Origin of the sequence: Mesorhizobium sp. WSM3868, assembly GCF_002294785.1 — a bacterium.
Lineage (GTDB): Bacteria > Pseudomonadota > Alphaproteobacteria > Rhizobiales > Rhizobiaceae > Mesorhizobium.
The window spans coordinates 186993-208761 of sequence record NZ_NSGB01000007.1 but is presented as its reverse complement, the minus strand read 5'-3'; the positions used below and the strand labels follow the sequence as shown (position 1 = coordinate 208761).

The following is a 21769-nucleotide window of genomic DNA, read 5'->3' as shown; positions in this document are numbered from 1 at the left end:
CCGCGGACCTCAGGTCGCGGCTTTCACCCCCGCCCCGCCGCGTTCGCCACCACGAAAGCCGCGTAAAGCGACTGCCGCGCCGTGATGAACAAGCGATTGCGCTTGGGACCGCCGAAAGTCAGGTTGGCTACCGTCTCCGGGATGCGGATCTTGCCGATCAGCGTGCCGTCTGGATCGAAGCAATGGACGCCGTCGCCGGCCCCTGCCCAGACGCGGCCGGTCGTGTCCACCCTGAACCCGTCGAACAGACCGGCCGTGCAGGTGGTGAAAACGCCGAGTTCGCGCAGATTGTTGCCTTCGACAGCGAACTTGCGGATGTGCCTTGGCCCGTCCTTCTGATGCGTGACGCCTGTGTCGCCGACATAGAGGATCGTCTCGTCCGGGGAGAAGGCGAGGCCGTTGGGTTTTGCCATCGTCGAGACAACTCGCGTTATCTCACCGGTTCCAGGATCGGCGCGATAGACATGACATCCCTCGATCTCTTGCTCGGCGCGGTCGCCCTCGTAGTCGGTGGCGATGCCGTAGGGCGGGTCGGAAAACCACACCGTGCCATCCGAGCGCACCACCACATCGTTGGGCGAGTTCAAGCGCCTGCCTTCGAAGCGGTCGGCGATCACCGTGATCGAGCCGTCATGCTCGGTGCGGGTGACGCGCCGCGCTTGATGCTCGCAGGTGACCAGCCGCCCCTGCGTATCGACAGTGTTGCCGTTGGCGTTGTTTGACGGCGAGCGGAAGACCGAGACCGTTCCGCTGGTGTCGTCGTAGCGCATGATGCGGTCATTCGGGATGTCGGAGAAAAGAAGATACCGGCCGGCGGCGAACCACGCCGGGCCCTCGAGCCAGCGCCCGCCGGTCCACAGCCGCTCGACCGCAACGTGACCGACGAAACACCGCTCGAACCGCTCGTCGAGAACTTCGAACCCAGCGCCTTCAATGTCTCCGAACATGGTACTTCTCCGCGAAAACCGCCTCATCGATAGCCGGCGCGTTGATCCATTTTCAAGACTTGACCTGCATAAATGTTAGCGATAACATCGGTCGCAATTCAGTCATTTGCTTGGCTTGGGAGGAGGCCAAATAATGCGGCCCAGGCTCATCGAATTCATCGACATCTCCAAGCGCTTCGGCGGCACCCTGGCGCTGAAGTCGGTCTCGCTCGACATCCATGAGGGCGAGATCGTCGCGCTGCTCGGCGAGAACGGCGCCGGCAAATCCACGCTGATCAAGACGCTCGCCGGCATCCACAAGCGCGACCAGGGCACGATCCGCTTTCGCGGCGAGGATTATCACCATCGCCCGCCCCGCCCCAATCAGCCGCAGAAGGTCGCCTTTATCCATCAGGACCTCGGCTTGATCGAATGGATGACCGTGGCCGAGAATGTCGGCATGGCGCAGGGCTTTTCGCGCCGCATCAGCCTGATCGACTGGCAAGACACCGAGCGCCGCGCCGAGCGCGCGCTGGCGCTGGTCGGCTGTGCCTTCGATCCGGCGACGCGAGTGCAGGACCTCTCGCGCACCGAAAAGTCTCTGGTGGCGATTGCCCGGGCTTTGGCCACCGAGGCCGACGTCTTGGTTCTCGACGAGCCGACGGCGAGCCTGCCGGCGGACGAGGTCGAGCGCCTGTTCGAGGCGCTGCGGCCGCTGCGCGAGCGCGGCGTCGGCATGATCTATGTCTCGCACCGGCTGGACGAGGTGTTCCGCATCGCCGACCGCGTCGCCGTCATGCGCGACGGCCGCATGGTCGCCGTCAAGCCGGTGGCCGAGACCACGCCGCAGGAACTGGTCGATCTCATCGTCGGCCGGCCGGCGCACCAGATGTTTGCCAAGTCGCATTGGCAGGACGGGCCGGAGCGGCTCAGGGTGGAAAACCTCAGTTGCGGCAGTGTCGGTCCGGTTCGCTTCGAGGCACGGTCCGGCGAGTTGCTTGGCCTGGTCGGTCTGCGGGGCGCCGGGCAGGAAGCCGTCGGCCGCGCGCTGTTTGGGGCCGAAGCTTTCGACGGCTTGGCCTGGCTCGACGGCAAGCGCCTCGACCTGTCCTCGGTCGGCGCCGCTCTTGCCGCCGGCGTCGGACTGATTGCGCGCGACCGCACCGAGGAATCCGTGGCGCTGTCGCTCTCGGTGCGCGAGAACATGTATCTCAACCCCTCGGCCGTCGGCCGCGGGCTCTTCTCCTTCATGAAGCCGGCCCGGGAAAGCGAGCTGACGCGGGAGCTCGGCGCACGGCTGGGACTGCGGCCCAATGACCCGCACCTGCCGATCGAGGCGCTCTCCGGCGGCAACCAGCAGAAGGTGGTCGTCGGCCGCTGGCTGGCGACGGGCCGTAAGCTTCTGATCGCCGAGGATCCGACGGCGGGCGTCGATGTCGGCGCCAAGGCCGAGATCTATCGGCTGATCGCCGCCGCGGTCGAAGCCGGGCTGGCAGTGATCGTCGTCTCCACCGATTTCGAGGAAGTCGCCCACATCTGTCACCGCGCGCTCGTCTTCTCGCACAATCGCATCGTGCGCGAGCTCGCCGGCGATGCCTTGACGACGGCGGCGCTCATCAGCGCCGCTTCCGTGTCCGAAGCCGCCTGAGGAGGATCCATGAACTCGATCAAATCGACGGCGCTGGAGCCGACCCGTTCGGAGCTCGCCGGACTGAGCTACGGCCAGAAGGCGGCGCGCTATCTGCCGGTCTACGGCCTGCCGATCCTGACGCTGCTCCTGATCCTGCTCTTCTCGCTGCTCCTGCCGCGGACGTTCCCGACGCTGCTCAATTTGCGCTCGATCGTTTCCGACAAGGCGATCATCGCGCTCTTGTCGCTGGCGGCGATGATTCCGATGGCTTCGGGCCGCATCGACCTCACCGTCGGCTACGGCATCGTGCTCTGGCACATCCTTGCCATCAGCCTGCAAACCGCATTCGGCGTGCCCTGGCCGCTCGCGGTGCTCATCGTCATCCTGCTCGGCGTGCTCACCGGCTTCATCAACGGCCTGCTGGTCGAGGTGGCGCGCATCGATTCCTTCATCGCCACACTCGGCACCGGCACGGTGCTCTACGCTTTGGCAATGTGGTACACGGGCGGCCGCCAGGTCGTCGGCGTGCTTCCCGACGGTTTCCTTTCCCTCAACGGCACCATGCTGTTCGGCCTGCCGATCACCGGCTACTACGTGGTCGTGCTGGCGCTGGTGATGTGGCTGGTGCTCGAATATATGCCGCTTGGCCGCTACCTCTACGCCATCGGCGCCAATCCGAAGGCGGCCGCGCTCAACGGCATTCCGGTGCAGAAATTCGTCATGGGGGCCTTCGTCGCCTCCGGCGCGCTCACCGCCTTGGGCGGCGTGCTGCTGGCCTCGAAGCTCAGGATCGGCCAGGCCAGTGTTGGCCTCGAATACCTGCTGCCGGCCCTGGTCGGCGCATTCCTCGGATCGACCACCATCAAGCCGGGCCGCGTCAATGTCTGGGGCACGATCGTCGGCGTCGTTATCCTCGCCGTAGGCATTTCCGGCATCCAGCAGTTCGGCGGGTCGTTCTGGGTAGAGCCGTTGTTCAACGGCGTCACCCTGCTCGTCGCGATCGGCATTGCCGGCTACGCGCAGCGGCGCCGCGGCGCGGTGGTGCCGGCATCCGCGCCCACCAGCCGACCAGCCACCAGCCAATCAACAAATACAACCGACAATGTTTAATGGGAGAAACGATATGCAGCGCAGAACAGTCCTACAGCTCGGAATTGCCTGCCTGGCGCTTGGCATCGCCTCGCCGGCGCTGGCCGACCCGATGGCCGACGCCAAAGCGGTGGTGGATAAATATGCCAGCAAGGTCGAGAAGTGGGACGGACCGACCACGGGACCGAAAGGGGCTGCCGGCAAGACCATCGTCGTGCTCGGCGCCGACATGAAGAACGGCGGCATCCTCGGCGTCACCAAGGGTGTCGAGGAAGCCGCTGCCGCCCTGGGGTGGACGGTCAAGACGCTTGACGGCGCCGGCTCCATCGGCGGCCGCACCGCTGCCTTCGGCCAGGCGCTGGCGCTCAATCCCGATGGCATCATCATCAACGGCTTCGACGCCGTCGAGCAGAAGCCGGCGATGGAGCAGGCCAAGGCGGCCAAGATCCCGATGGTGGCCTGGCACGCCGCGCCGACCGTCGGCCCGATCGACGATCTCGGCATCGTCGCCAACGTCTCGACCGATCCAATGCAAGTTTCGAAGTCGGCGGCCGACTGGGCCTTTGTCGACGCCAAGGGCAAGCCCGGCGTCATCATCTTCACCGATTCCACCTACCAGATCGCTATCGCCAAGGCGGACCGGATGAAGAAGGAGATCGAGGATCTCGGCGGGAAGGTGCTCGAATATGTCGACACGCCGATCGCCGAGACCTCGCAGCGCATGCCGCAGCTCACCACCTCGCTGCTGCAGAAATACGGCGATCAATGGACCCATTCGCTGGCGATCAACGACCTCTATTTCGACTTTATGGGGCCGTCGCTCGCGGCGGCCGGCAAGTCCGGCACCGATGCGCCGATCAACGTCGCGGCGGGCGACGGTTCGGAATCGGCCTACCAGCGCATCCGCTCCGGCCAGTTCCAGAAGGTGACGGTGGCCGAGCCGCTGAACCTGCAGGGCTGGCAGCTTGTTGACGAGCTCAACCGCGCCATGGCCGGCGAGAAATGGTCGGGTTACATCTCGCCGCTGCATGTGGTGACTTCCGACAATGTCGAGTTCGACGGCGGCCCGGACAACCGTTTCGACCCGGGCAACGGCTACCGCGACCAATACAAGAAGATCTGGGGCAAATAGACGCCATCCAGAACGATCAGCGAGCGGTCGGCGATCATCCCGCCGGCCGTTCGTTTTTTCCGACGCTTCAGGCCGTGTGTCGCACAACAACCTTGGGCGTCATGCCGACCACGACGCGATCGTCGAGCGCTCGCCGCCCGTTGAGCAGGTCGAGCACCAGCTCGGCGACGCGGATGCCGATCTCATGCGCGCCGACGTCGATCGTGGTGATCGAAGGCACCGACTGCTCGGCGAGATCATAGGCGCCGAAGCCGGCAATCGCCACGTCGTCCGGCACGCGGATGCCGCGTCGAACGCATTCCATCAGGGCGCCGAAGGCGGAGAGGTCGGACACGCACATCACCGCCTGTGTGTCCGGCCAGCGCGAGATCATCTCGACCATGGCGGTCGCGCCCTCGCGCATCGAGATCGGCGGCACGCCGGAGGCAATCACGCGCGAAGCGTCGAGGCCGCGGTCCTCCAGCGCCGCGACGAAGCCGCGTCGGCGGTCCAGACCACGGGTGTCCCGCGAGGTGTCGCCGCCGATAAAGCCCAGCCTCGAATAGCCGCGCTGAACGAAATGATCGACCATCAGCCGCCCGGCATCGGCATTGGAAAAGCCGACGACGTGGCCGATGGGCTCGGCCGGCAAATCCCAGGTCTCCACGACCGGAACGCCGGCATTGGCCAGCAACTTGCGGCAGCGCGACGTGTGCCGGCCGCCGGTGACGATGATCGCCTCCGGGCGACGCTGCAGCAATTGCCCGACCAGGCGTTCCTCCTCCTCGACATTATAGTCGGTGAAGCCGAGCAGGATCTCCAGCCCGCTGTCACGCAGGCCCTCGGTCATGCCGCGCACCGTGTCGGCGAAATTGGCGTTGTTGATCGAGGGGATCGTCGCGGCCAAGAAGCCGGAGCGCCGCGACGACAGATTGGCGGCGATGCTGTCGAAGACATAGCCGAGCTCTTCAGCCGCCTTGAGGATGCGGTCGCGCGTATCGGCGCTGACCGAAGCGTCGCGCTTGAAAGCGCGCGAGACGGTCATCGTCGAGACGTTGGCGCGATGCGCTACATCGGCCATGGTCGGCCTTTTGGGCGAAGATTGCATGGCCGTACGTTATCGATATCACGGCGGAATGCAACGCGCCGTTGCGGCTCACGCAAACGCGATCTGGACCTTCATCGCCTGGCCGCGGTCGTTGGCGAGCTCGAAGCCGGAAAGTGCTTCGTCGACCGGCACCGAGTGGGTGATCAGCGGCTTCACGTCGATGAGCCCCTTGCGCATCAGCTCGACGCCGACGGCGAATTCGGGATGGAAGCGGAACGAGCCGTTGATCGACAGTTCCTTGGCGGTCACCGTCGACATCGGCAGTGCCATCTCGGCGCCGCCGAGGCCGAGCTGGACGATGGTGCCGCGCGGACGCAGCGCCGCGATGCCTTGCGCCAGCGCCGCCGCCGCGCCCGAACATTCGTAGAGGATGTCGAACGTTCCCTTGTCGGCAAGGTAGGGCGCCAATCCTTCCGGCTCGCTTCGGGTGTTGATGGTCTTGTCGGCGCCGGCGCGCATGGCCATCGACAGCGTGAAATCGGCGATGTCGACGGCGACGATCTCGGCGGCACCCGCGCGGCGCGCGCTGATGATCGACAGCAGGCCGATCGGCCCGCAGCCTGTGACCAGCACGCGCTTGCCCAGCATCTCTCCGGCCCGGCGCGTCGCGTGCAGACAGACCGCCAGCGGTTCGGCCATCGCCGCCTCGCCGGCGGTCAGCCCATCGGCCGGGACGCACTGAATCGCGTCCGCCACCAGCATTTCACGAAACGCGCCCTGGATATGCGGGAACGGCATGGCGCTGCCGTAGAAGCGCATGTTGAGGCACTGGTTGTGCATGCCCTCGCGGCAATAGCGGCAGCTGTAGCAGGGCCGCGACGGAGACACGGCGACAAGCTGTCCCGTCTGCAGTCCACTCACTCCCGGCCCGAGGCTCTCGATCACGCCGGAGACTTCGTGGCCGAGGATCATCGGCTCCTTCAGGCGCACCGTTCCGAAGCCGCCGTGATTGTAGTAGTGCAGGTCGCTGCCGCAGATGCCGCCGGCGGCGAGACGCAACAGCACCTGGCCCGGCCCCGGCTCCTCGACCGGACGGTCCTCGATGCGCAGGTCTTTGGCGGCGTGGATGACGATCGACTTCATGGCAGGCGAACTCCTCGGACTGTGCAGGCAGGCTTTTCGTGAACACTTGCGTAAAACAATTTCACAGCACCGGCGTCAGCAACGGCTGGCCGGCAAAATGGGCGGCAAGGTTGTCGCGTACCAGCTTGCCCATCGCCTTGCGTGTCTCGATGGTGCCCGACGCATGGTGCGGCTGCAAAAGGACGTTGTCGAGCGCCAGGAACCGCGGATTGAGCTTCGGCTCGCCCTCGAAAACGTCGAGCGCGGCAGACCCGAGCGCCTTCTTCTCGAGCGCATCGAGCAGCGCCTCCTCGTCGATATTGGAGGCGCGCGAAATGTTGATCAGCATGCCGTCCTCGCCAAGCGCCGCGATCACCTCGCCATTGACGATGTGGCGTGTCGCGGCCGACGCCGCGAGCGTCACGAACAGGAAATCCGAACGGCCGGCCAGGGCGACGGGATTGGCGACGAACTCCCAGTCCGCGGCGAAATCCTTGGGCGCGACGTCGCTGTAGGCGATGTCCATGCCGAAGCCGGCCAGACGCTTGGCCACCTCATAGCCGATGCGGCCGAGGCCGAGCACGCCGGCCCGCCGGCCCCAGACTCGGCGCTTCAGCGGGTAAAGGCCCTTAGAGGCCCAGCTGCCATCGCGCACCCAGCGCTCGGCGCCGATCATGCCGCGCGACAGGCACAGCATCATGGCGATGCCGAGATCGGCGACGTCGTTGGTCAACACATCAGGCGTATTGGTGACCCGCACGCCGCGCTCTCGGCACGCCGACAGATCGACCGCGTCGAAGCCGACGCCGTAGACCGAGACGACCTCGAGTGCCGGGCACGCCTCGATCATGGCGCGGTTCGCGCCGAGTTCGCCGCGGGTGGCGATGGCGCGGACCTGCGGCCCGACCTCGGCGAGGAAGGACGGCTTGTCCTCGGCCGCGAAATAACGATGCACCACGAAGGCTTCGTTGAGCGGCACCTCGTCCCACGCGGGATAAGGTCCAACCTGAAGGATATGGGGCCGCTGCATCGGTTTTCGCTCCACTTGACTTGACAGCTGATGTTATCGATAACATAAAACGGTCAGCGACGAGAGGCAATCGAGAAAATGTCGTCCACCTTGTTCGATCTCACCGGGCGCACCGCGCTCGTCACCGGCTCCTCGCAAGGCATCGGCCTTGCCTTGGCAAAAGGGCTCGCCGGTGCCGGGGCCAAAGTGGTCCTCAACGGCCGCGACGAGGCAAAACTCGCCGTTGCGGCCGCGCAAATCCCCGGTGCTGTGACGCTGGCCTTCGATGCAACCGACCATGATGCGGTACGCGCCGCCATCGATGCGTTCGAGCAGGCTCACGGAGCGATAGACATTCTGGTCAACAATGCCGGCATGCAGTTCCGTACGCCGCTCGAGGACTTTCCCGCCGACGCGTTCGAGCGCCTGCTGCAGACCAACGTCGCCAGCGTCTTCCATGTCGGCCAGGCTGTGGCGCGCCACATGATCCGGCGCGGCCGCGGCAAGATCATCAACATCGCCAGCGTGCAGACCGCGCTCGCCCGGCCGGGGATCGCGCCCTACACGGCGACCAAGGGCGCGGTCGGCAATCTCACCAAGGGCATGGCGACCGACTGGGCCAGGCACGGCCTGCAATGCAACGCCATCGCGCCCGGTTATTTCGACACGCCGCTCAATGCGGCCCTTGTCGCCGACCCGGCCTTCAGCGCCTGGCTTGAAAAGCGCACGCCGGCTGGCCGCTGGGGCAAGGTCGAAGAACTGGTCGGCGCCTGCGTCTTCCTGGCGTCCGACGCCTCTTCCTTTGTCAACGGACATGTCCTCTATGTCGATGGCGGCATCACAGCTTCGATCTGACCTGCCGCCGCGCATGGTCGTCATGGGCGTCACCGGTTCGGGCAAGACGACGGTGGGCGAGGCGCTGGCCCGTGCGATCCACGCGACGTATGTGGATGGCGACAAGCTGCACCCTGAAGCCAACACCGCCAAGATGAGCGCAGGCATTCCGCTTGACGACGCCGACAGGTGGCCATGGCTGGCGAAAGTCGGCGGAACGCTGAGGCTGCAGCCCGCACCGGTCATCGTCGGTTGTTCGGCGCTGAAGCGCGCCTATCGCGATTTCATCACCGAGCAGGCCCGCGCGCCGGTGCTGTTCATCTATCTCGATGGTTCGCGTGAACTGATTTCCCGGCGCATGAGCGAGCGCACCGGCCATTTCATGCCGACCAGCCTGCTCGACAGCCAGTTCGCGACGCTGGAAGTGCCAGGCAAGGACGAGAATGCGATCGCGGTTACGATCGACGCACCGCTAGAAAAGATTGTCGCGGATATAACGTCCAGATTTGAGGAGCGACCGTCATGACCAACATAGTCGCGCTAATCGGTGCCGGTGCCATGGGCGGAGCGATCGGCGAACGCCTGCTCGCTACCGGCAACCGGCTCTTCGTGTTCGATCTCGACACGGCCAAGGTGCAAGCGCTGGTTGCGAAGGGCGCCAGCGCCGCGGCCAGCGCGGCCGCGGCCGCCGCAGCGGCCGACTTCGTCATCCTCAGCCTCAATTCCGCTGCGATCGTGCGCCGCGCCGTGTTCGGCGATGGCGGCGTCGCCGCTGGCGCGAAGCCCGGCACGCTGATCATCGACATGTCGTCTATCGACCCCGACGCGACACGCCAGCTGGCGGCGGACGCCGCCGAAAAGAGTCTGCGCTGGGTCGACTCCCCGCTCTCGGGCGGGGCGCCGAAAGCCCTCGTCGGCGAGCTGACGCTGATGGCCGGCGGCAAGGCGGAAGATGTGGCGGACGCGCACAAGGTGCTCCACCACGTCGCCAGCAACTATACGCATATGGGCCCGGCCGGTGCGGGGCAGACGACGAAGCTGATCAACCAGGTGCTCTGCGCCCTGAACTTCATGGCTGTGGCGGAAGCGACCCGGCTGGCGCTCGATGCCGGCGTGGACGCTCTCAAGATCCCGCAGGCGCTGAAAGGCGGCCGCGCCGACAGCGCCATTCTGCAGGAATACCTGCCGCGTTTTGCGACCCTCGACTACCGGCGCACCGGCCGCATCGACAATATGGTCAAGGACCTCAACGCTGCGCAGGACCTGGCGCGGCGCACGCACACCGCAATGCCGCTGACGGCCGTCTGCGCCGAAGTGCACCGGCTGTTGACGGCCGCCGGACTGGGTGGCGAGGACCAGGCCGCTTTGATGGAATTTTTCCGACGCAAGGATGAGGAGCCCGCAGCATGATCACACGCTATGCGCTGTTTGAAGGCAAGGTGAAGGACGGCCAAACCGAAGCCTTCCGCGAGGATGTGATCAGAACCGTCCTGCCGAAGTGGAAGGCTTTCCCGGGCGCGCTAGACGTACGCGTCAGCTTTGCCGAGAAGCGCGACGACGGCGCGCCGGAATTCCCGATGATCCTGGCAATCAACTATCGCGACATGGCCGCGGTCGAGGCCGCGCTCGCGAGCCCCGCCCGCGCGGAATCTCGCGCCGCGACCGAGGCTGTTCTGGGCAAATATTTCGAGGGACGCATTCACCACCACGTCACCATCGCAAACGAGTTTTCCCTGTCGACGGATTGACGTGCTTAAATCTGCCCCTGAGCCCTAAATGCGCAGGCAAGACAGGCAGCCGCACCAACGAAATCTTAATGTAAATCAAGCGTAATCCCGACTGTTAAAATTGTGCGTTTGGGTTGGGGTTACGCATGCCGGAGTATTCCTCCTTCATCCGGTCGATCCGGGTCCGCTATATTTCGGGATTGCTCGTCTTTGCCCTGGCCTCGGCGGCCGTCATGTTCGCGCTCAACCGCGTGAACTCATACCGCCACGAGGTCGATGCCTTGAGCGCCAATTTCGTCATCTTCTCGCGCGACCTGCGCAACGCCACCAATTTCGCCGAGACGACCGGAACCGTGTGGCGGGCCGAGACCCGCGATGGGCTGACCGCAGCCGCGCGCGGCCATTCCGAACGGCTGATGGGCGAGATCGAAATCCTGAACGCGCAGCTCGCGGCGATCAGGCCGCGGCTGTCGAAGAATACGCTCAATGCGCTCGAATCCGCTTCGGTGAACGACGATCTGTTCTGGTCGGCGCGCGACATGGTGCGCAATTTCAACCTGATGTCGGTGGCCCAGACAGTCGACGAATGGAGCTACCGCGAGATCCGCAACCAGAACGATCTTTTCGCCCAGCCGATGCTGGTTCGCGTGCGCACCGCGCTCGATGACGAGCGGCGCCTCGCCGATGCCGCCAGCGACCGGCTGCTCCTATGGGCGAGCGGTCTGCTGATCGCCGTCATCGCCATCGCCGCGGTTCTGATCTTCCGGCCGATGGAGAACGCGATCCGCCGCGCCTTCGCCGAAACCGCAGCATCGTTGTTCAAGGCCGAGGCGGCCGACCGGGCCAAGTCGGAATTCCTCGCCAATATGAGCCATGAGATCCGCACGCCGATGAACGGCGTGCTCGGCATGGCCGAGCTTCTCGCCAAGACCGAGCTGACGCCGCGCCAGAAGACCTTCACCGACGTCATCGTCAAATCCGGCAACGCGCTGCTCACCATCATCAACGACATTCTCGATTTCTCGAAGATCAATGCCGGCCAGCTGACGCTCGACCCCGCCCCGTTCCGCCTGGCCGAAGCGGTCGAGGACGTGGCCACCCTGGTCTCGGCCCGCGTTGCCGAAAAGAACCTCGAGCTCATCGTGCGCGTCGACCCGCGCCTACCTGGCTTCGTCGTCGGCGACGCCGGCCGTTTCCGCCAGATCGTTACCAACCTGCTCGGCAATGCGGTGAAGTTCACCGAGAAGGGGCATGTGCTGATCGATGTCGGCGGCGATGTGATCGACGGAACCGTCCAGCTCAAGGTCCGCGTCGAGGACACCGGCATCGGCATCCCCGCCGAGAAGCTGCAGAGCGTGTTCGAGAAATTCGCCCAGGTCGACGGCTCGTCCACCCGTCGTCACGAAGGCACCGGGCTCGGCCTTGCCATCTCCGCCCGCCTCGTCGACCTGATGGGCGGCAAGATCGGCGTTGAAAGCGAGATCGGCCGCGGCTCGGTCTTCTGGTTCGCCGTACCGCTGCCGGCACACAATCAGCAAGCGCGCGACGAGATCGTGCCGGTCGACGTCACCGGCGCCCGCGTCCTGGTCATCGACGACAACCCGGTCAATCGCGAGATCCTGCTCGAGCAGCTGCGCAGCTGGAGCTTCGACTGCGCCGCGGCCGAAAGCGGCGCCGTCGGCCTCGCCTTTCTCGACCGCGCCTGCCAGCTCGGCGCTTCGGTCGACTGCATCATCCTTGACTACCAGATGCCCGGCATGAACGGCGCCGATGTCGCCAAGACGATCGCCGCCGACAGCCGCCTGTCTTCCATTCCGGTCGTGCTGCTCACTTCGGTCGACCAGGTCGATTTCGGCCGACTGGTGATCGATTTCGGCATCGTCGCGCATCTCACCAAGCCGGCGCGTTCGGCGGTGCTGCTCGGCACCGTGATCTCCGCCATCCAGAAGGCGCGCACGCAAGGCGGCAAGGCGCATTTCGTGCGCGAGCCGGTCGTCGTCCAGTCGGCTCCGCCGCCCTTCACCGTCATCCGTGGTCCAGCCGTTCCGGTCCTCTCGCCCGAACCGGCGGCGGCGCCGAGCGGTCCGATCGATATCCTGATCGCCGAGGACAATGACGTGAACCAATTGGTCTTCGGCCAGATCCTCAACGGCCTCGGCCTCAGCTATCGCATTGCCGGCAATGGCCGCACCGCGGTTGAGATGTACCGCTCGCTGCGCCCGAGGCTGGTGCTGATGGACGTCTCCATGCCTGAGATGAACGGTTACGAGGCGACGCGCGCCATCCGCGCCATCGAAGGGCAGAGCGGCAGCCATACGCCGATCATCGGCGTCACCGCGCATGCGCTGAAGGGCGACCGCGAAAAATGCATGGAGGCCGGCATGGACGACTACCTGCCGAAGCCGGTCTCTCCCGACCGACTCGGCGCCAAGATCGGCACCTGGCTCAGCGAGACGGTGGCGGCGAAGACGGCTTGAGCTACCGGTTTCGCATAACCAGGCACGCCCCGCCGACGCTTTGCAGCTTATTGCAGATGCCGTTGGCCTCGGCGCGCGAGTCGGCACCGATCCTGACCGCATAGATGCCGCGCCGGCCGATCGGCGTGCGCACGCGGCTGACCACAGGATCATGGCTGCCAAGCAGGGAAGGGAATCGGCCGCGAACCCGCAACCACTGGCTGATTGCGGCGGAGCGGCGGAAATTGCCGGCCACCTGGACGCGCCACGGCTTGACGTTGATCGAGGCCATGGCGACGGTCCGCGACATGATCACCGGCAGCCTGCGGCAGGCGACCGCGAAGCTCATCTTCGGATCGAGCGGCCGGATCGTGCCGGCATAGGCGGTGTCCGAGAACTTGTCGACCGGCTCGCCCATGATGTCGAAGACATAGCTTTCGGTCTCCATCGGCAGGAAGCCGCCGGAGGACAGCCAGCGCGATACGCGGTTCTCGCCCGCATTGTAGGCGGCAGCCGCGAGGCCGAGATTGCCGTAGCCCGCCTTCATCTCGGCAAGATACTTGGCCGAGGCGGGGATCGCCTGCCCGATGTCGAAGGGATCGGCAAGCCCGCGCAGCTTGGCCGTGCCCGGCATGAACTGCGCGATGCCTTCGGCGCCCACGGGACTCACCGCATTGGGATCGAAGCGGCTCTCCTTCCAGATCAGCCGGGCGAAGAAATCCTTGGGCAGGCCATTTTGCTCGGCCTGAGTTTCGATCAGGTCACAGACGCGATTGATCAGCCGTTTTTCGGCCGATCGCGACTGCGGCGGATCGGCCAATGCCTGACCGGCAGGGATCAGCGCGCAAATCAGGATCAGTGCCGTCCTGAGCAAGCGCTGCATGGCTCATTCCGCGGCGGCTTTGCCGTGTCCGTACCGCTGCTCGATATAGTCGGCGACCATCTTTTCGAAATCCTGCGCGATCGAGGGGCCACGCAGCGTCGCCGCCTTCTTGCCGTCGATGAACACCGGCGCTGTCGGCGTCTCGCCGGTTCCGGGCAAAGATATGCCGATATCGGCATGCTTGGATTCGCCGGGGCCGTTGACGATGCAGCCCATCACCGCGACCTTCAGGTTCTCGACGCCCGGATATTTCTCGCGCCACACCGGCATTTTCTTGCGGATGTCGGCCTGGATGCTCTGGGCCAGCTCCTGGAAGACGGTGGAGGTCGTGCGGCCGCAGCCGGGGCAGGCCGCGACGATCGGCACGAACTGCCGGAAGCCCATCGTCTGCAAAAGTTCCTGCGACACCTGCACCTCGCGCGTGCGGTCGCCGTTCGGCTCCGGCGTCAGCGAGATGCGGATCGTGTCGCCGATGCCCTGCTGCAGAAGGATACCCATGGCAGCTGAGGAAGCGACGATGCCCTTGGTGCCCATGCCGGCCTCGGTCAGCCCGAGATGCAGCGCATGGTTGGAGCGGGTCGCAAGCTCGGTATAGACGGCGATCAGATCCTGGACGCCGCTGACCTTGGCCGACAGGATGATCTTGTCGCGGCCGAGCCCGATCTCTTCCGCCATCTCCGCCGACAGGATCGCCGACTGCACGATCGCCTCGCGGGTGACTTCCTGGGCGGTGAGCGGCGAGCCCTGGGCCTGGTTATCATCCATCAGCCGGGTCAAGAGCTCCTGGTCGAGCGAGCCCCAGTTGACGCCGATCCGCACCGGCTTGTCGTATCTGATCGCCATCTCGACGATCGCTGCGAACTGGCGGTCCTTCTTTTCCTTGAAGCCGACATTACCGGGGTTGATGCGGTATTTCGCCAGCGCCTCGGCGCAGGCCGGGTGATCGGCGAGCAGCTTGTGGCCGATATAGTGGAAGTCGCCGACCAGCGGCACGTTGACGCCGAGCCGTGCCAGCCGATCACGGATGCGCGGCACGGCGGCGGCGCTCTCGTCGCGGTCGACGGTGATGCGCACGATCTCCGAGCCGGTGCGATGCAGCGCCGCCACCTGGGCAACGGTCTGATCGATGTCGGCGGTATCGGTGTTGGTCATCGACTGCACGACGACCGGCGCGCCGCCGCCGACCATCACGCCGCCGACATCGACGCCGACCGATGCGCGGCGCGGGAAAGGAGAAGAAAAATATCCGGTCATGCCGGCCGCCTTCATCTGGAAGTTCCGGGCATGAGGTGGCGGAGCAAAGATGGCTTGTCAATGGCCGGTGACAGCCACGGTCCGCAAATCGGCTGCGCTTGGTTGGCGGCCGTGCGGTTCAGCAGCCCACATCGGGCTGCGGTTGCATTCCAGGAAGAGTCAGGAAATTCAGCGTAAACTCGCCAGACCGGCGGCATTCTTGCCACCGGTTGGGTTGCACCCGACGGGTGCGGTTATGTTGCCTAGAGGAGTTTCAGTGTGCCGTCGGTTTCGCCTTCAGCTTTTCAATCTCGTCCTTGATTGCCAGCTTGCGCCGCTTGAGAGTGGCGATCTCGAGGTCGTCTACCGAAGGATGATTCATCGCGTCGATAAGCTCGCGCTCGATGTCGCCGTGCTTCCGCTGCAGCTCATCAAGATGGGATGCAAGAGACATGATTGGTTCTCCCTTTCATGGATTCCTCGATTGCAGCCGTCTCAGGCACGTCCACCGCAGGTCGCAACTGTGACGGCACGATGACAGTTTGCCACCAACCAATCTCGATGTCGAATGCCGCGTGGTAGCATTCCACGACAATGTGAAATGTGATATCAGCGGCGCGCCGGTCACAAACCCCACCGGCCCCGCCCAAAGGCCCATCCCTGGGCGACGCATACGCAGACGGTAGATAATGTCCGAACAGGAACAGGCTGAGATACGCCTCGAATATTCCCGGCTCAAACAGGAACACGCCGATTTCGACGCCGCCATCAATGCGATGATCGCCATGGGTTGCGACCCGCTGCAGATCCAGCGCATGAAGAAGAAGAAGCTGATGCTGAAGGACCGGCTGATGGCGCTGGAAGACCGCATCATCCCCGACATCATCGCCTGACCGGCAGCTTCTTACGCTCGACGGCTAAGAGATCGAAAGCCGCGCGGCGCGGTCACGCAGCAGCGCGACCAGCTCGCCTGTCCGATCTTCCGACGTGTCGATCGGAACCACCAGGCACATCGTCGCCTCGATCTTCCCGGGCGCTGAAAAGACCGGCGCCGCCAAGCATTTGGTATAGGCGTCGACAAGGCCCGACGTCACGCAATAGCCGGTGACGCGGGCTTTTGCGATGTCGTCGATGAAATCGTCGAGCTCGATCTTGCGGCCATCCGGCAGCACGAGGTCGTCCTGGGAGATCATCGCCTCGATCCGGCTGCGTTCCAGGCCGGCGAGCAGCAGCCGGCCCGACGCGGTCCAAGGCAGCGGGATCTGCAGGCCGGTGGCCGAGCTGATGCGGAACGGCCTGGTGCCCGGGCTCGAATGGACGATCGTGTAGCGGCCGCTCTGCAGCATGCACAGCTCCGAGGTCTCGCCGGTCTCGCGCGACAGCGTGTCGACCTCCTGCCGTCCGCGCCTAAGCAGGTCGTTGCCGCGCATATAGGCCATTCCGTAGAGGTAAAGCTTCTTGCCGAAATAGACGCGGTTGCCGTCGCCGGCCATCTCCAGGAGACCGGCACCGACCAGCTCGCGAACCAGCGTGTAAGTCGTCGAGCGGGGGGCGTTGAGCCCCTTGGCCAGCTCGCCGATGCCGATCGCGCGCTGCGTGGCATGCAGGAACTCCAGAATGTGCAGCGCGCGGTTGAGACCCTTCTCGCGAGAGTTCGCGGGCCTCTCTTCGTCCGAACTTCCGGCCTGCCACTCGGTCAGTGTTTCGCCATCTTGCATTGTCGCTTCCCGGTGTTAGTATCTGTCTTGTACAGGATACATACGTCTCTTGTAAGAGACAATCGTATATCGATTGCTGACGCGTGTATTCATGGGGAACACACCACCAAAGGAGGTCGCCGTGAACGACACATCCGGAAGACGTGATTTTCTGAAATTGGGAATGGCCGGACTTGCCACCGCCGGCGCGCTCACCGCGGTCAGCGCCGAGAAGGCCGCCGCGCAAGCCGCGTCCGACAGCGTGCTGCGCACCGCGCTCGATCGCGGCAAGCTGATCGTCGGCACCGGCAGCACCAACGCGCCGTGGCATTTCGAGAACGATGCCGGCGAGCTGGTCGGCATGGACATCACCATGGGGCGCATCCTCGCCAAGGGCCTTTTCGATGACCCGACCAAGGTCGAATTCGTCATGCAGGATCCGGCGCAGCGCATTCCGAACGTGACCACCAACAAGGTCGACATCACCATTCAGTTCATGACCATGACGGCGCAGCGCTCGCAGCTGATCCACTTCTCGCGCCCCTACTATGTCGAAGGCGTCGCGCTGCTGACGCTGCCCGGCTCCGAGAACAAGACTTTCGACAAGCTGCTGGCGAACGGCTCCGCCACGCGCATCTCGATCCTGCAGAATGTCGATGCCGAAAACTCGGTGCACTTTGCCCTGCCGCAGGCGCAGGTGATGCAGATCGACACCCAGGCCAACGTGCTGCAGGCGCTGGAATCCAAGCGCGTCGACGCCGCCGCGGTCGACCTCTCCACCGTGCGCTGGCTCGCCTCGCGCAACCCGGACAAATATTTCGACGCCGGCAAGAGCTGGTATTCGATGCTTTACGGCGCGGCCATCAGGCAGGGCGACCTCGACTGGCTGACCTACGTCAACCAGACCTTCACCATCGCCATGTTCGGGCACGAGACGGCGCTCTACGACGCTGCCTTCAAGGAATATTTCGGCCAGGAACCGCCGCCGCGCCATCCGGGCTTCCCGGTCATCTGACGAGGCCCGTCTGACTTTAGCCGGCGGAGGGCCGCAACAAGCGCCCTTCCGCCTGTTCTCCTCGACACGGGTTCCTGCAGTGGCGAATTCTTTATTGTCACCACAGGCCATTGAGACGGACGCATGGGCTATACGCTCAATTTCAACCTGATCTGGCGCCATTTCGACAAGCTGTGGGGCGGACTGTTGCTCAGCCTCGAGCTTGCGGTGATCTCGATCGCCATCGGCATTGTCATCGGGCTGGTCCTGGCCGTCTGGTATGTCTCGGCCGGGCGCGTCGTGCGCGGCATTATCGCGTCTTACGTCGAATTCATCCGCAACGTGCCGCTGATCCTCTTGGTCTATCTGGTCTTCTACGGTCTGCCGACCGTCATCGACCTGGCCTACAGCGCGCAGACGTCCTTCGTCGCCACGCTTGCCGTCTACAGCGGCGCCTATCTGGTCGAAGTGTTCCGATCCGGCCTCGAAGCCGTGCCGCGCGGCCAGATCGATGCCGGCAAGGCGATCGGCCTTACGCCATGGCAGCGGCTTGTCCATGTGCGGCTGCCGACGATGATGCGCATCACCCTGCCGGCGCTTTCGAACACCTTCATCTCGCTGTTCAAGGACACGTCCGTCGCTTCCGTCATCTCGGTGCCCGAGCTGACCTATGGCGCGCAGTGGATCAACTTCAACACCTTCCGCATCGTCGAGGTCTATCTGGTGGTGACGGCGATGTATCTGGTGACGGGTTACGCCCTGCTCTTCGCGCTCCGGCTGGTCGAGCGCTGGTATAGGACGGCGCGCTGATGCTTGGTCAGATCGCTTACGCCCTGCCGTTCCTCGCCGAAGGCTTCGCGCTGACGCTTTGGGTGTCGCTGCTGGTCGTGGTGCTGTCGCTGATCGCCGGCGTGGTCTTCGGCGTCGGCCTCGTCTACGGGCCCGCACCCTTGCGCTGGGCGGTGCGGATCTTCAGCGACACCGTCCGCGGCATCCCGATCCTGGTGCTGATCTTCTTCGTCTATTACGGCCTGCCGGCCGTCGGCGTGCATCTCCAGTCCTTCTGGGCGGCGGTGCTGGCGCTGACCTTGTTCAAGACCGCGCAGGTCGTCGAATATCTGCGCGGTGCCGTCGCCTCGATCCCGAAAGGCCAATCGGAAGCGGCGATGGCGATCGGCCTGACCTTTCGCCAGCGCCTTACCTACGTGATTTTCCCGCAGGCCTTCCGCCGCTTCCTGCCGCCTTGGATCAACGGCGTCACCGACGCGGTCAAGGGCAGCGCGCTGGTCTCACTGCTCGGCATCACCGATCTGATGCAGGCCATCAACCAGGTCATTGGCCGCACCTATGAGGCGATGCCGCTCTATATCCTCGGCGCCCTTCTCTATTTCGGCGTCAACTACGCGCTTTCGCTTGCCAGCCGACGGCTGGAGCAGCGCTTTGCCTTCATCCGGGAATAGCACGATGGCCACCACTTCCGATAACAGCCCTGCGCTTCTCGATATCGCCGAGGTCTCGAAATCCTTTGGCTCGGTCGAGGTGCTGCGCTCGGTCAGCCTCAAGGTGGCGAAGGGCGAGGTGGTCGCCATCATCGGACCGTCCGGCAGCGGCAAGACCACGCTGCTGCGCTGCGTCAACTTCCTCGAAAGCTACGACAGCGGCTCGATCCGCATCGACGGCAAGGAGGTCGGTTTTCGCGACGGCGGTGCGCGCCAGCGCCGCAGCGAGCGCGACTTGGCCGCCATGCGCGCCGAGACGGGCATGGTGTTCCAGGGCTTCAACCTGTTCCCGCATCTGACGGCGGCCGGCAACATCATGCTCGGCCTCACCAAGGTACGCGGCAAGAGCAGCGGCGAGGCGCGCTCGATCGCCGACCACTGGCTGGGTCGTGTCGGTCTCGCCCACAAGGCCGACAGCCTGCCCGCCGAGCTTTCCGGCGGGCAGCAGCAGCGTGTCGGCATCGCCCGCGCCGTCGCCATGGAGCCGAAGATCCTGCTGCTCGACGAGATCACCTCGGCCCTCGATCCGGAACTCGTCGGCGAGGTTCTGGCCGTGGTGAAAAGCCTCGCCGAGGACGGCATGACCATGGTGATGGTGACGCATGAGATGGCCTTCGCCCGCGACGCCTCAAGCCGCATCGTCTTCATGGCCGACGGCGGCGTCAGTGCCGTCGGGCCGCCGAAGGAGGTGCTTGCCGCGGAGACTACGAACGAGCGCCTGCGGACTTTTTTGGCGCGCTTCCGCGCCTCGCAATTCTGACATCGGATGGCAAATGCCATCCAAGGAGCATTCTTCCATGACGCCTTACACCCGGCTCGCCGAACTCGGCCTGAAGCTGCCCGAGCCGCCGACGCCCATCGCCAACTTCGTCACCCATGCCGAGAGCGGCCGGCTGATCTTCCTTTCGGGCCAGGGGCCGCTGCGCGCCGACGGCACGCTTTGCACCGGCAAGGTCGGCGAGGACGTCACCGTCGAACAGGCCTATGAACATGCCCGGCTCACCGGCCTCAACCTGCTTGCCGTCATGCACGCGGCGGCGGGCGACCTCGGGCGCATCGTACGTGTCGTCAAGCTGCTCGGCTTCGTCAATGCGACGCCGACCTTCAGCGATCACCCGAAGGTGGTCAATGGCTGCTCCGATCTCTTCGCCGACGTCTTCGACAAGATCGGCGGCCACGCGCGTTCGGCGATTGGCGTCGGCTCGCTGCCTGGAAACATCACCGTCGAAATCGAAGCGGTCGTCGAGATCGCCGCCTGACACTGGGATCTGCTGCCATGAAAACCTATTCCGAGAACGGCTCCAACACCACGATCCGCGAGCGGCTGGGACTCCGTCCGATCATCAACGTCTCGGGCACGATGACGACGCTCGGCGCTTCCATCATCGTCCCGGAAGCGATCAGCGCCATGGCCGAGATCGCCTCGCAATGGGTGGAGATGGACGATTTGCAGCGCGCCGCGAGCGCAGTCGTCGCCCGTCTCACCGGCGGCGAGGCCGGCTTCATCACCGCCTGCTGCGCCTCAGGCATCACAATGGCGATCGCCGGCGCGATGACCGGCACGAACCTGCTGGCCATCGAACGGCTGCCCGACGACACCGAAGGGCTGAAATCGGAGGTCGTCATCCAGCTCGGCCATATCGTCAATTACGGCGCGCCGATCGATCAGTCGATCCGCGTGGCCGGCGCCAAGGTCATTCCGGCGGGCACCGTCAGCGTCACGCAGGATTACCACGTGCGCGAGGCGATCAACGAGCGCACCGCGGCCGCGCTTTACGTCGTCGCCCACCACACGGTGCAATACGGCATGCTTTCGCTGGAGGAGTTCTGCGAGATCTGCCACGCCAAGAATGTGCCGGTGATCGTCGATGCCGCTTCGGAATACGATCTGCGGACCTTCCTCGCACAGGGCGCCGACATCGTCGTCTACAGCGGCCACAAATTCCTGAGTGGCCCGACCAGCGGCATCGTCACCGGCCGCAAGGATCTGGTGCGCGCCGCCTATCTGCAGAATCGCGGCGTCGCCCGGGCCATGAAGGTCGGCAAGGAAAGCATCGCCGGCACCATGGCGGCGCTCGACGCCTGGGAAAAGCGCGACCATACCGGCATCCGCCGGCGCGAAGAGGCAGCGCTCGATCTGTGGAAGGATGCGCTGCAAGGCATTCCGGGCATTGGCGCTGAGATCGTGCCCGACCCAACCGCCAACCCGCTCGACCGCCTGCAGGTGTTCGTGCGGTCGGAAAGTCGCTTCACCGCCGCGGGCCTAGCCTCGGCCTTGGCCGCCGGCTCACCGCCGGTCATCGTGCGCAACCATGAGGTCGAGCGCGGACACTTCTTCCTCGACCCCTGCAATCTCCATCCCCGCGAGGCCGAGATCGTCGCCGAGCGGCTGCGCGCGGTTCTGACCGCGAAGGAGCGTCCCGCGGATGCGATGAAAGCGGCGCGCAAGGATTCATCCGGGGCGCTGCGCTGGCCGGACTAGACCTCGCCACCGTCGGCCCACAGCCGCGA

23 protein-coding genes are annotated in these 21769 nt (G+C 65.0%); 15 read left to right on the top strand and 8 right to left on the bottom strand.

Annotated elements, in window-relative coordinates; all coding sequences use genetic code 11:
* Positions 1 to 23: 23 nt before the first annotated feature.
* Positions 24 to 947, bottom strand: a complete 924-nt coding sequence (locus CK221_RS14150) for an SMP-30/gluconolactonase/LRE family protein (protein ID WP_095778145.1) — start codon at positions 945 to 947, stop codon at positions 24 to 26.
* A gap of 130 nt (positions 948 to 1077) precedes the next feature.
* Here CK221_RS14150 and CK221_RS14145 point away from each other — a divergent pair, with 130 nt between their 5' ends.
* From CK221_RS14145 to CK221_RS14135, 3 genes are read left to right on the top strand one after another with little or no spacing between them, the layout of a single operon-like run.
* Positions 1078 to 2574 carry a sugar ABC transporter ATP-binding protein gene (locus CK221_RS14145; protein WP_095778206.1) on the top strand — a complete coding sequence of 499 codons (1497 nt, stop codon included), beginning with the start codon at positions 1078 to 1080 and terminating at the stop codon, positions 2572 to 2574.
* A 9-nt stretch (positions 2575 to 2583) separates the two neighbouring features.
* Entirely contained in the window at positions 2584 to 3666 is a 1083-nt protein-coding gene (locus tag CK221_RS14140) for an ABC transporter permease (RefSeq protein ID WP_095778144.1), read from the top strand.
* 13 nt (positions 3667 to 3679) lie between these two features.
* Complete coding sequence (locus CK221_RS14135) at positions 3680 to 4777, top strand: substrate-binding domain-containing protein (protein WP_095778143.1); 1098 nt, start codon at positions 3680 to 3682, stop codon at positions 4775 to 4777.
* Positions 4778 to 4844: 67 nt separating this feature from the next.
* On the opposite strand, the gene CK221_RS14130 is transcribed toward CK221_RS14135, so the two are convergent.
* The 3 genes from CK221_RS14130 to CK221_RS14120 form a co-directional block, all read right to left on the bottom strand.
* Positions 4845 to 5837: a substrate-binding domain-containing protein gene (locus CK221_RS14130; RefSeq protein ID WP_095778205.1), complete on the bottom strand. Its 993-nt coding sequence runs from the start codon at positions 5835 to 5837 to the stop codon at positions 4845 to 4847.
* Positions 5838 to 5912: 75 nt separating this feature from the next.
* Positions 5913 to 6947 (bottom strand): L-idonate 5-dehydrogenase, encoded by a 1035-nt coding sequence (locus CK221_RS14125; RefSeq protein ID WP_095778142.1) that lies wholly within the window; start codon positions 6945 to 6947, stop codon positions 5913 to 5915.
* Between the two features lie 61 nt (positions 6948 to 7008).
* Positions 7009 to 7956 carry a 2-hydroxyacid dehydrogenase gene (locus tag CK221_RS14120; protein ID WP_095778141.1) on the bottom strand — a complete coding sequence of 316 codons (948 nt, stop codon included), beginning with the start codon at positions 7954 to 7956 and terminating at the stop codon, positions 7009 to 7011.
* A gap of 78 nt (positions 7957 to 8034) precedes the next feature.
* Between CK221_RS14120 and CK221_RS14115 the strand changes: the two genes are divergently transcribed.
* The 5 genes from CK221_RS14115 to CK221_RS14095 all read left to right on the top strand — a co-directional run bounded on the left by CK221_RS14115 (position 8035) and on the right by CK221_RS14095 (position 12973).
* The gene (locus CK221_RS14115; RefSeq protein WP_095778140.1) at positions 8035 to 8790 is read left to right on the top strand and encodes an SDR family oxidoreductase; all 756 of its coding nucleotides are present in this window, start codon (positions 8035 to 8037) and stop codon (positions 8788 to 8790) included.
* Positions 8759 to 9295, top strand: a complete 537-nt coding sequence (locus tag CK221_RS14110; protein ID WP_095778139.1) for a gluconokinase — start codon at positions 8759 to 8761, stop codon at positions 9293 to 9295. The genes CK221_RS14115 and CK221_RS14110 overlap by 32 nt, the downstream gene beginning before the upstream one ends.
* Entirely contained in the window at positions 9292 to 10179 is an 888-nt protein-coding gene (locus CK221_RS14105) for an NAD(P)-dependent oxidoreductase (protein WP_095778138.1), read from the top strand. Before CK221_RS14110 ends, CK221_RS14105 begins: the two co-directional genes overlap by 4 nt.
* On the top strand, positions 10176 to 10517 hold the full coding sequence (locus tag CK221_RS14100) for a hypothetical protein (protein WP_095778137.1): 342 nt from the start codon (positions 10176 to 10178) through the stop codon (positions 10515 to 10517). Before CK221_RS14105 ends, CK221_RS14100 begins: the two co-directional genes overlap by 4 nt.
* Positions 10518 to 10642: 125 nt before the next feature.
* Complete coding sequence (locus CK221_RS14095; RefSeq protein WP_095778136.1) at positions 10643 to 12973, top strand: response regulator; 2331 nt, start codon at positions 10643 to 10645, stop codon at positions 12971 to 12973.
* Between the two features lies 1 nt (position 12974).
* On the opposite strand, the gene CK221_RS14090 is transcribed toward CK221_RS14095, so the two are convergent.
* The 3 genes from CK221_RS14090 to CK221_RS14080 form a co-directional block, all read right to left on the bottom strand.
* Entirely contained in the window at positions 12975 to 13835 is an 861-nt protein-coding gene (locus tag CK221_RS14090) for a lytic transglycosylase domain-containing protein (RefSeq protein ID WP_095778135.1), read from the bottom strand.
* 3 nt (positions 13836 to 13838) lie between these two features.
* A complete protein-coding gene (gene ispG, locus CK221_RS14085; protein WP_095778204.1) occupies positions 13839 to 15089 on the bottom strand; it encodes a flavodoxin-dependent (E)-4-hydroxy-3-methylbut-2-enyl-diphosphate synthase in 1251 nt (416 codons plus the stop codon).
* Between the two features lie 253 nt (positions 15090 to 15342).
* Positions 15343 to 15522, bottom strand: coding sequence for a YdcH family protein (locus tag CK221_RS14080; RefSeq protein ID WP_040998838.1), 180 nt, complete (start codon positions 15520 to 15522; stop codon positions 15343 to 15345).
* A gap of 235 nt (positions 15523 to 15757) precedes the next feature.
* Here CK221_RS14080 and CK221_RS14075 point away from each other — a divergent pair, with 235 nt between their 5' ends.
* Positions 15758 to 15961 (top strand): DUF465 domain-containing protein, encoded by a 204-nt coding sequence (locus tag CK221_RS14075; RefSeq protein ID WP_067001951.1) that lies wholly within the window; start codon positions 15758 to 15760, stop codon positions 15959 to 15961.
* A 24-nt stretch (positions 15962 to 15985) separates the two neighbouring features.
* Here the strand turns inward: CK221_RS14075 and CK221_RS14070 are convergent, their stop codons facing one another.
* Positions 15986 to 16786, bottom strand: coding sequence for an IclR family transcriptional regulator (locus tag CK221_RS14070; RefSeq protein WP_095778134.1), 801 nt, complete (start codon positions 16784 to 16786; stop codon positions 15986 to 15988).
* A 163-nt stretch (positions 16787 to 16949) separates the two neighbouring features.
* On the opposite strand from CK221_RS14070, the gene CK221_RS14065 reads away from it, so the two are divergent.
* The 6 genes from CK221_RS14065 to CK221_RS14040 all read left to right on the top strand — a co-directional run bounded on the left by CK221_RS14065 (position 16950) and on the right by CK221_RS14040 (position 21740).
* Complete coding sequence (locus tag CK221_RS14065) at positions 16950 to 17780, top strand: transporter substrate-binding domain-containing protein (RefSeq protein ID WP_197504271.1); 831 nt, start codon at positions 16950 to 16952, stop codon at positions 17778 to 17780.
* Positions 17781 to 17903: 123 nt separating this feature from the next.
* Positions 17904 to 18569 carry an amino acid ABC transporter permease gene (locus tag CK221_RS14060; RefSeq protein WP_067319366.1) on the top strand — a complete coding sequence of 222 codons (666 nt, stop codon included), beginning with the start codon at positions 17904 to 17906 and terminating at the stop codon, positions 18567 to 18569.
* Positions 18569 to 19219, top strand: coding sequence for an amino acid ABC transporter permease (locus CK221_RS14055; protein ID WP_095778133.1), 651 nt, complete (start codon positions 18569 to 18571; stop codon positions 19217 to 19219). The genes CK221_RS14060 and CK221_RS14055 overlap by 1 nt, the downstream gene beginning before the upstream one ends.
* Before the next feature lie 4 nt (positions 19220 to 19223).
* On the top strand, positions 19224 to 20018 hold the full coding sequence (locus tag CK221_RS14050) for an amino acid ABC transporter ATP-binding protein (RefSeq protein ID WP_095778132.1): 795 nt from the start codon (positions 19224 to 19226) through the stop codon (positions 20016 to 20018).
* A gap of 37 nt (positions 20019 to 20055) precedes the next feature.
* Positions 20056 to 20517 carry a RidA family protein gene (locus CK221_RS14045; RefSeq protein WP_095778203.1) on the top strand — a complete coding sequence of 154 codons (462 nt, stop codon included), beginning with the start codon at positions 20056 to 20058 and terminating at the stop codon, positions 20515 to 20517.
* 17 nt (positions 20518 to 20534) lie between these two features.
* Positions 20535 to 21740 carry an aminotransferase class V-fold PLP-dependent enzyme gene (locus CK221_RS14040; RefSeq protein WP_095778131.1) on the top strand — a complete coding sequence of 402 codons (1206 nt, stop codon included), beginning with the start codon at positions 20535 to 20537 and terminating at the stop codon, positions 21738 to 21740.
* Positions 21741 to 21769 lie beyond the last annotated feature (29 nt).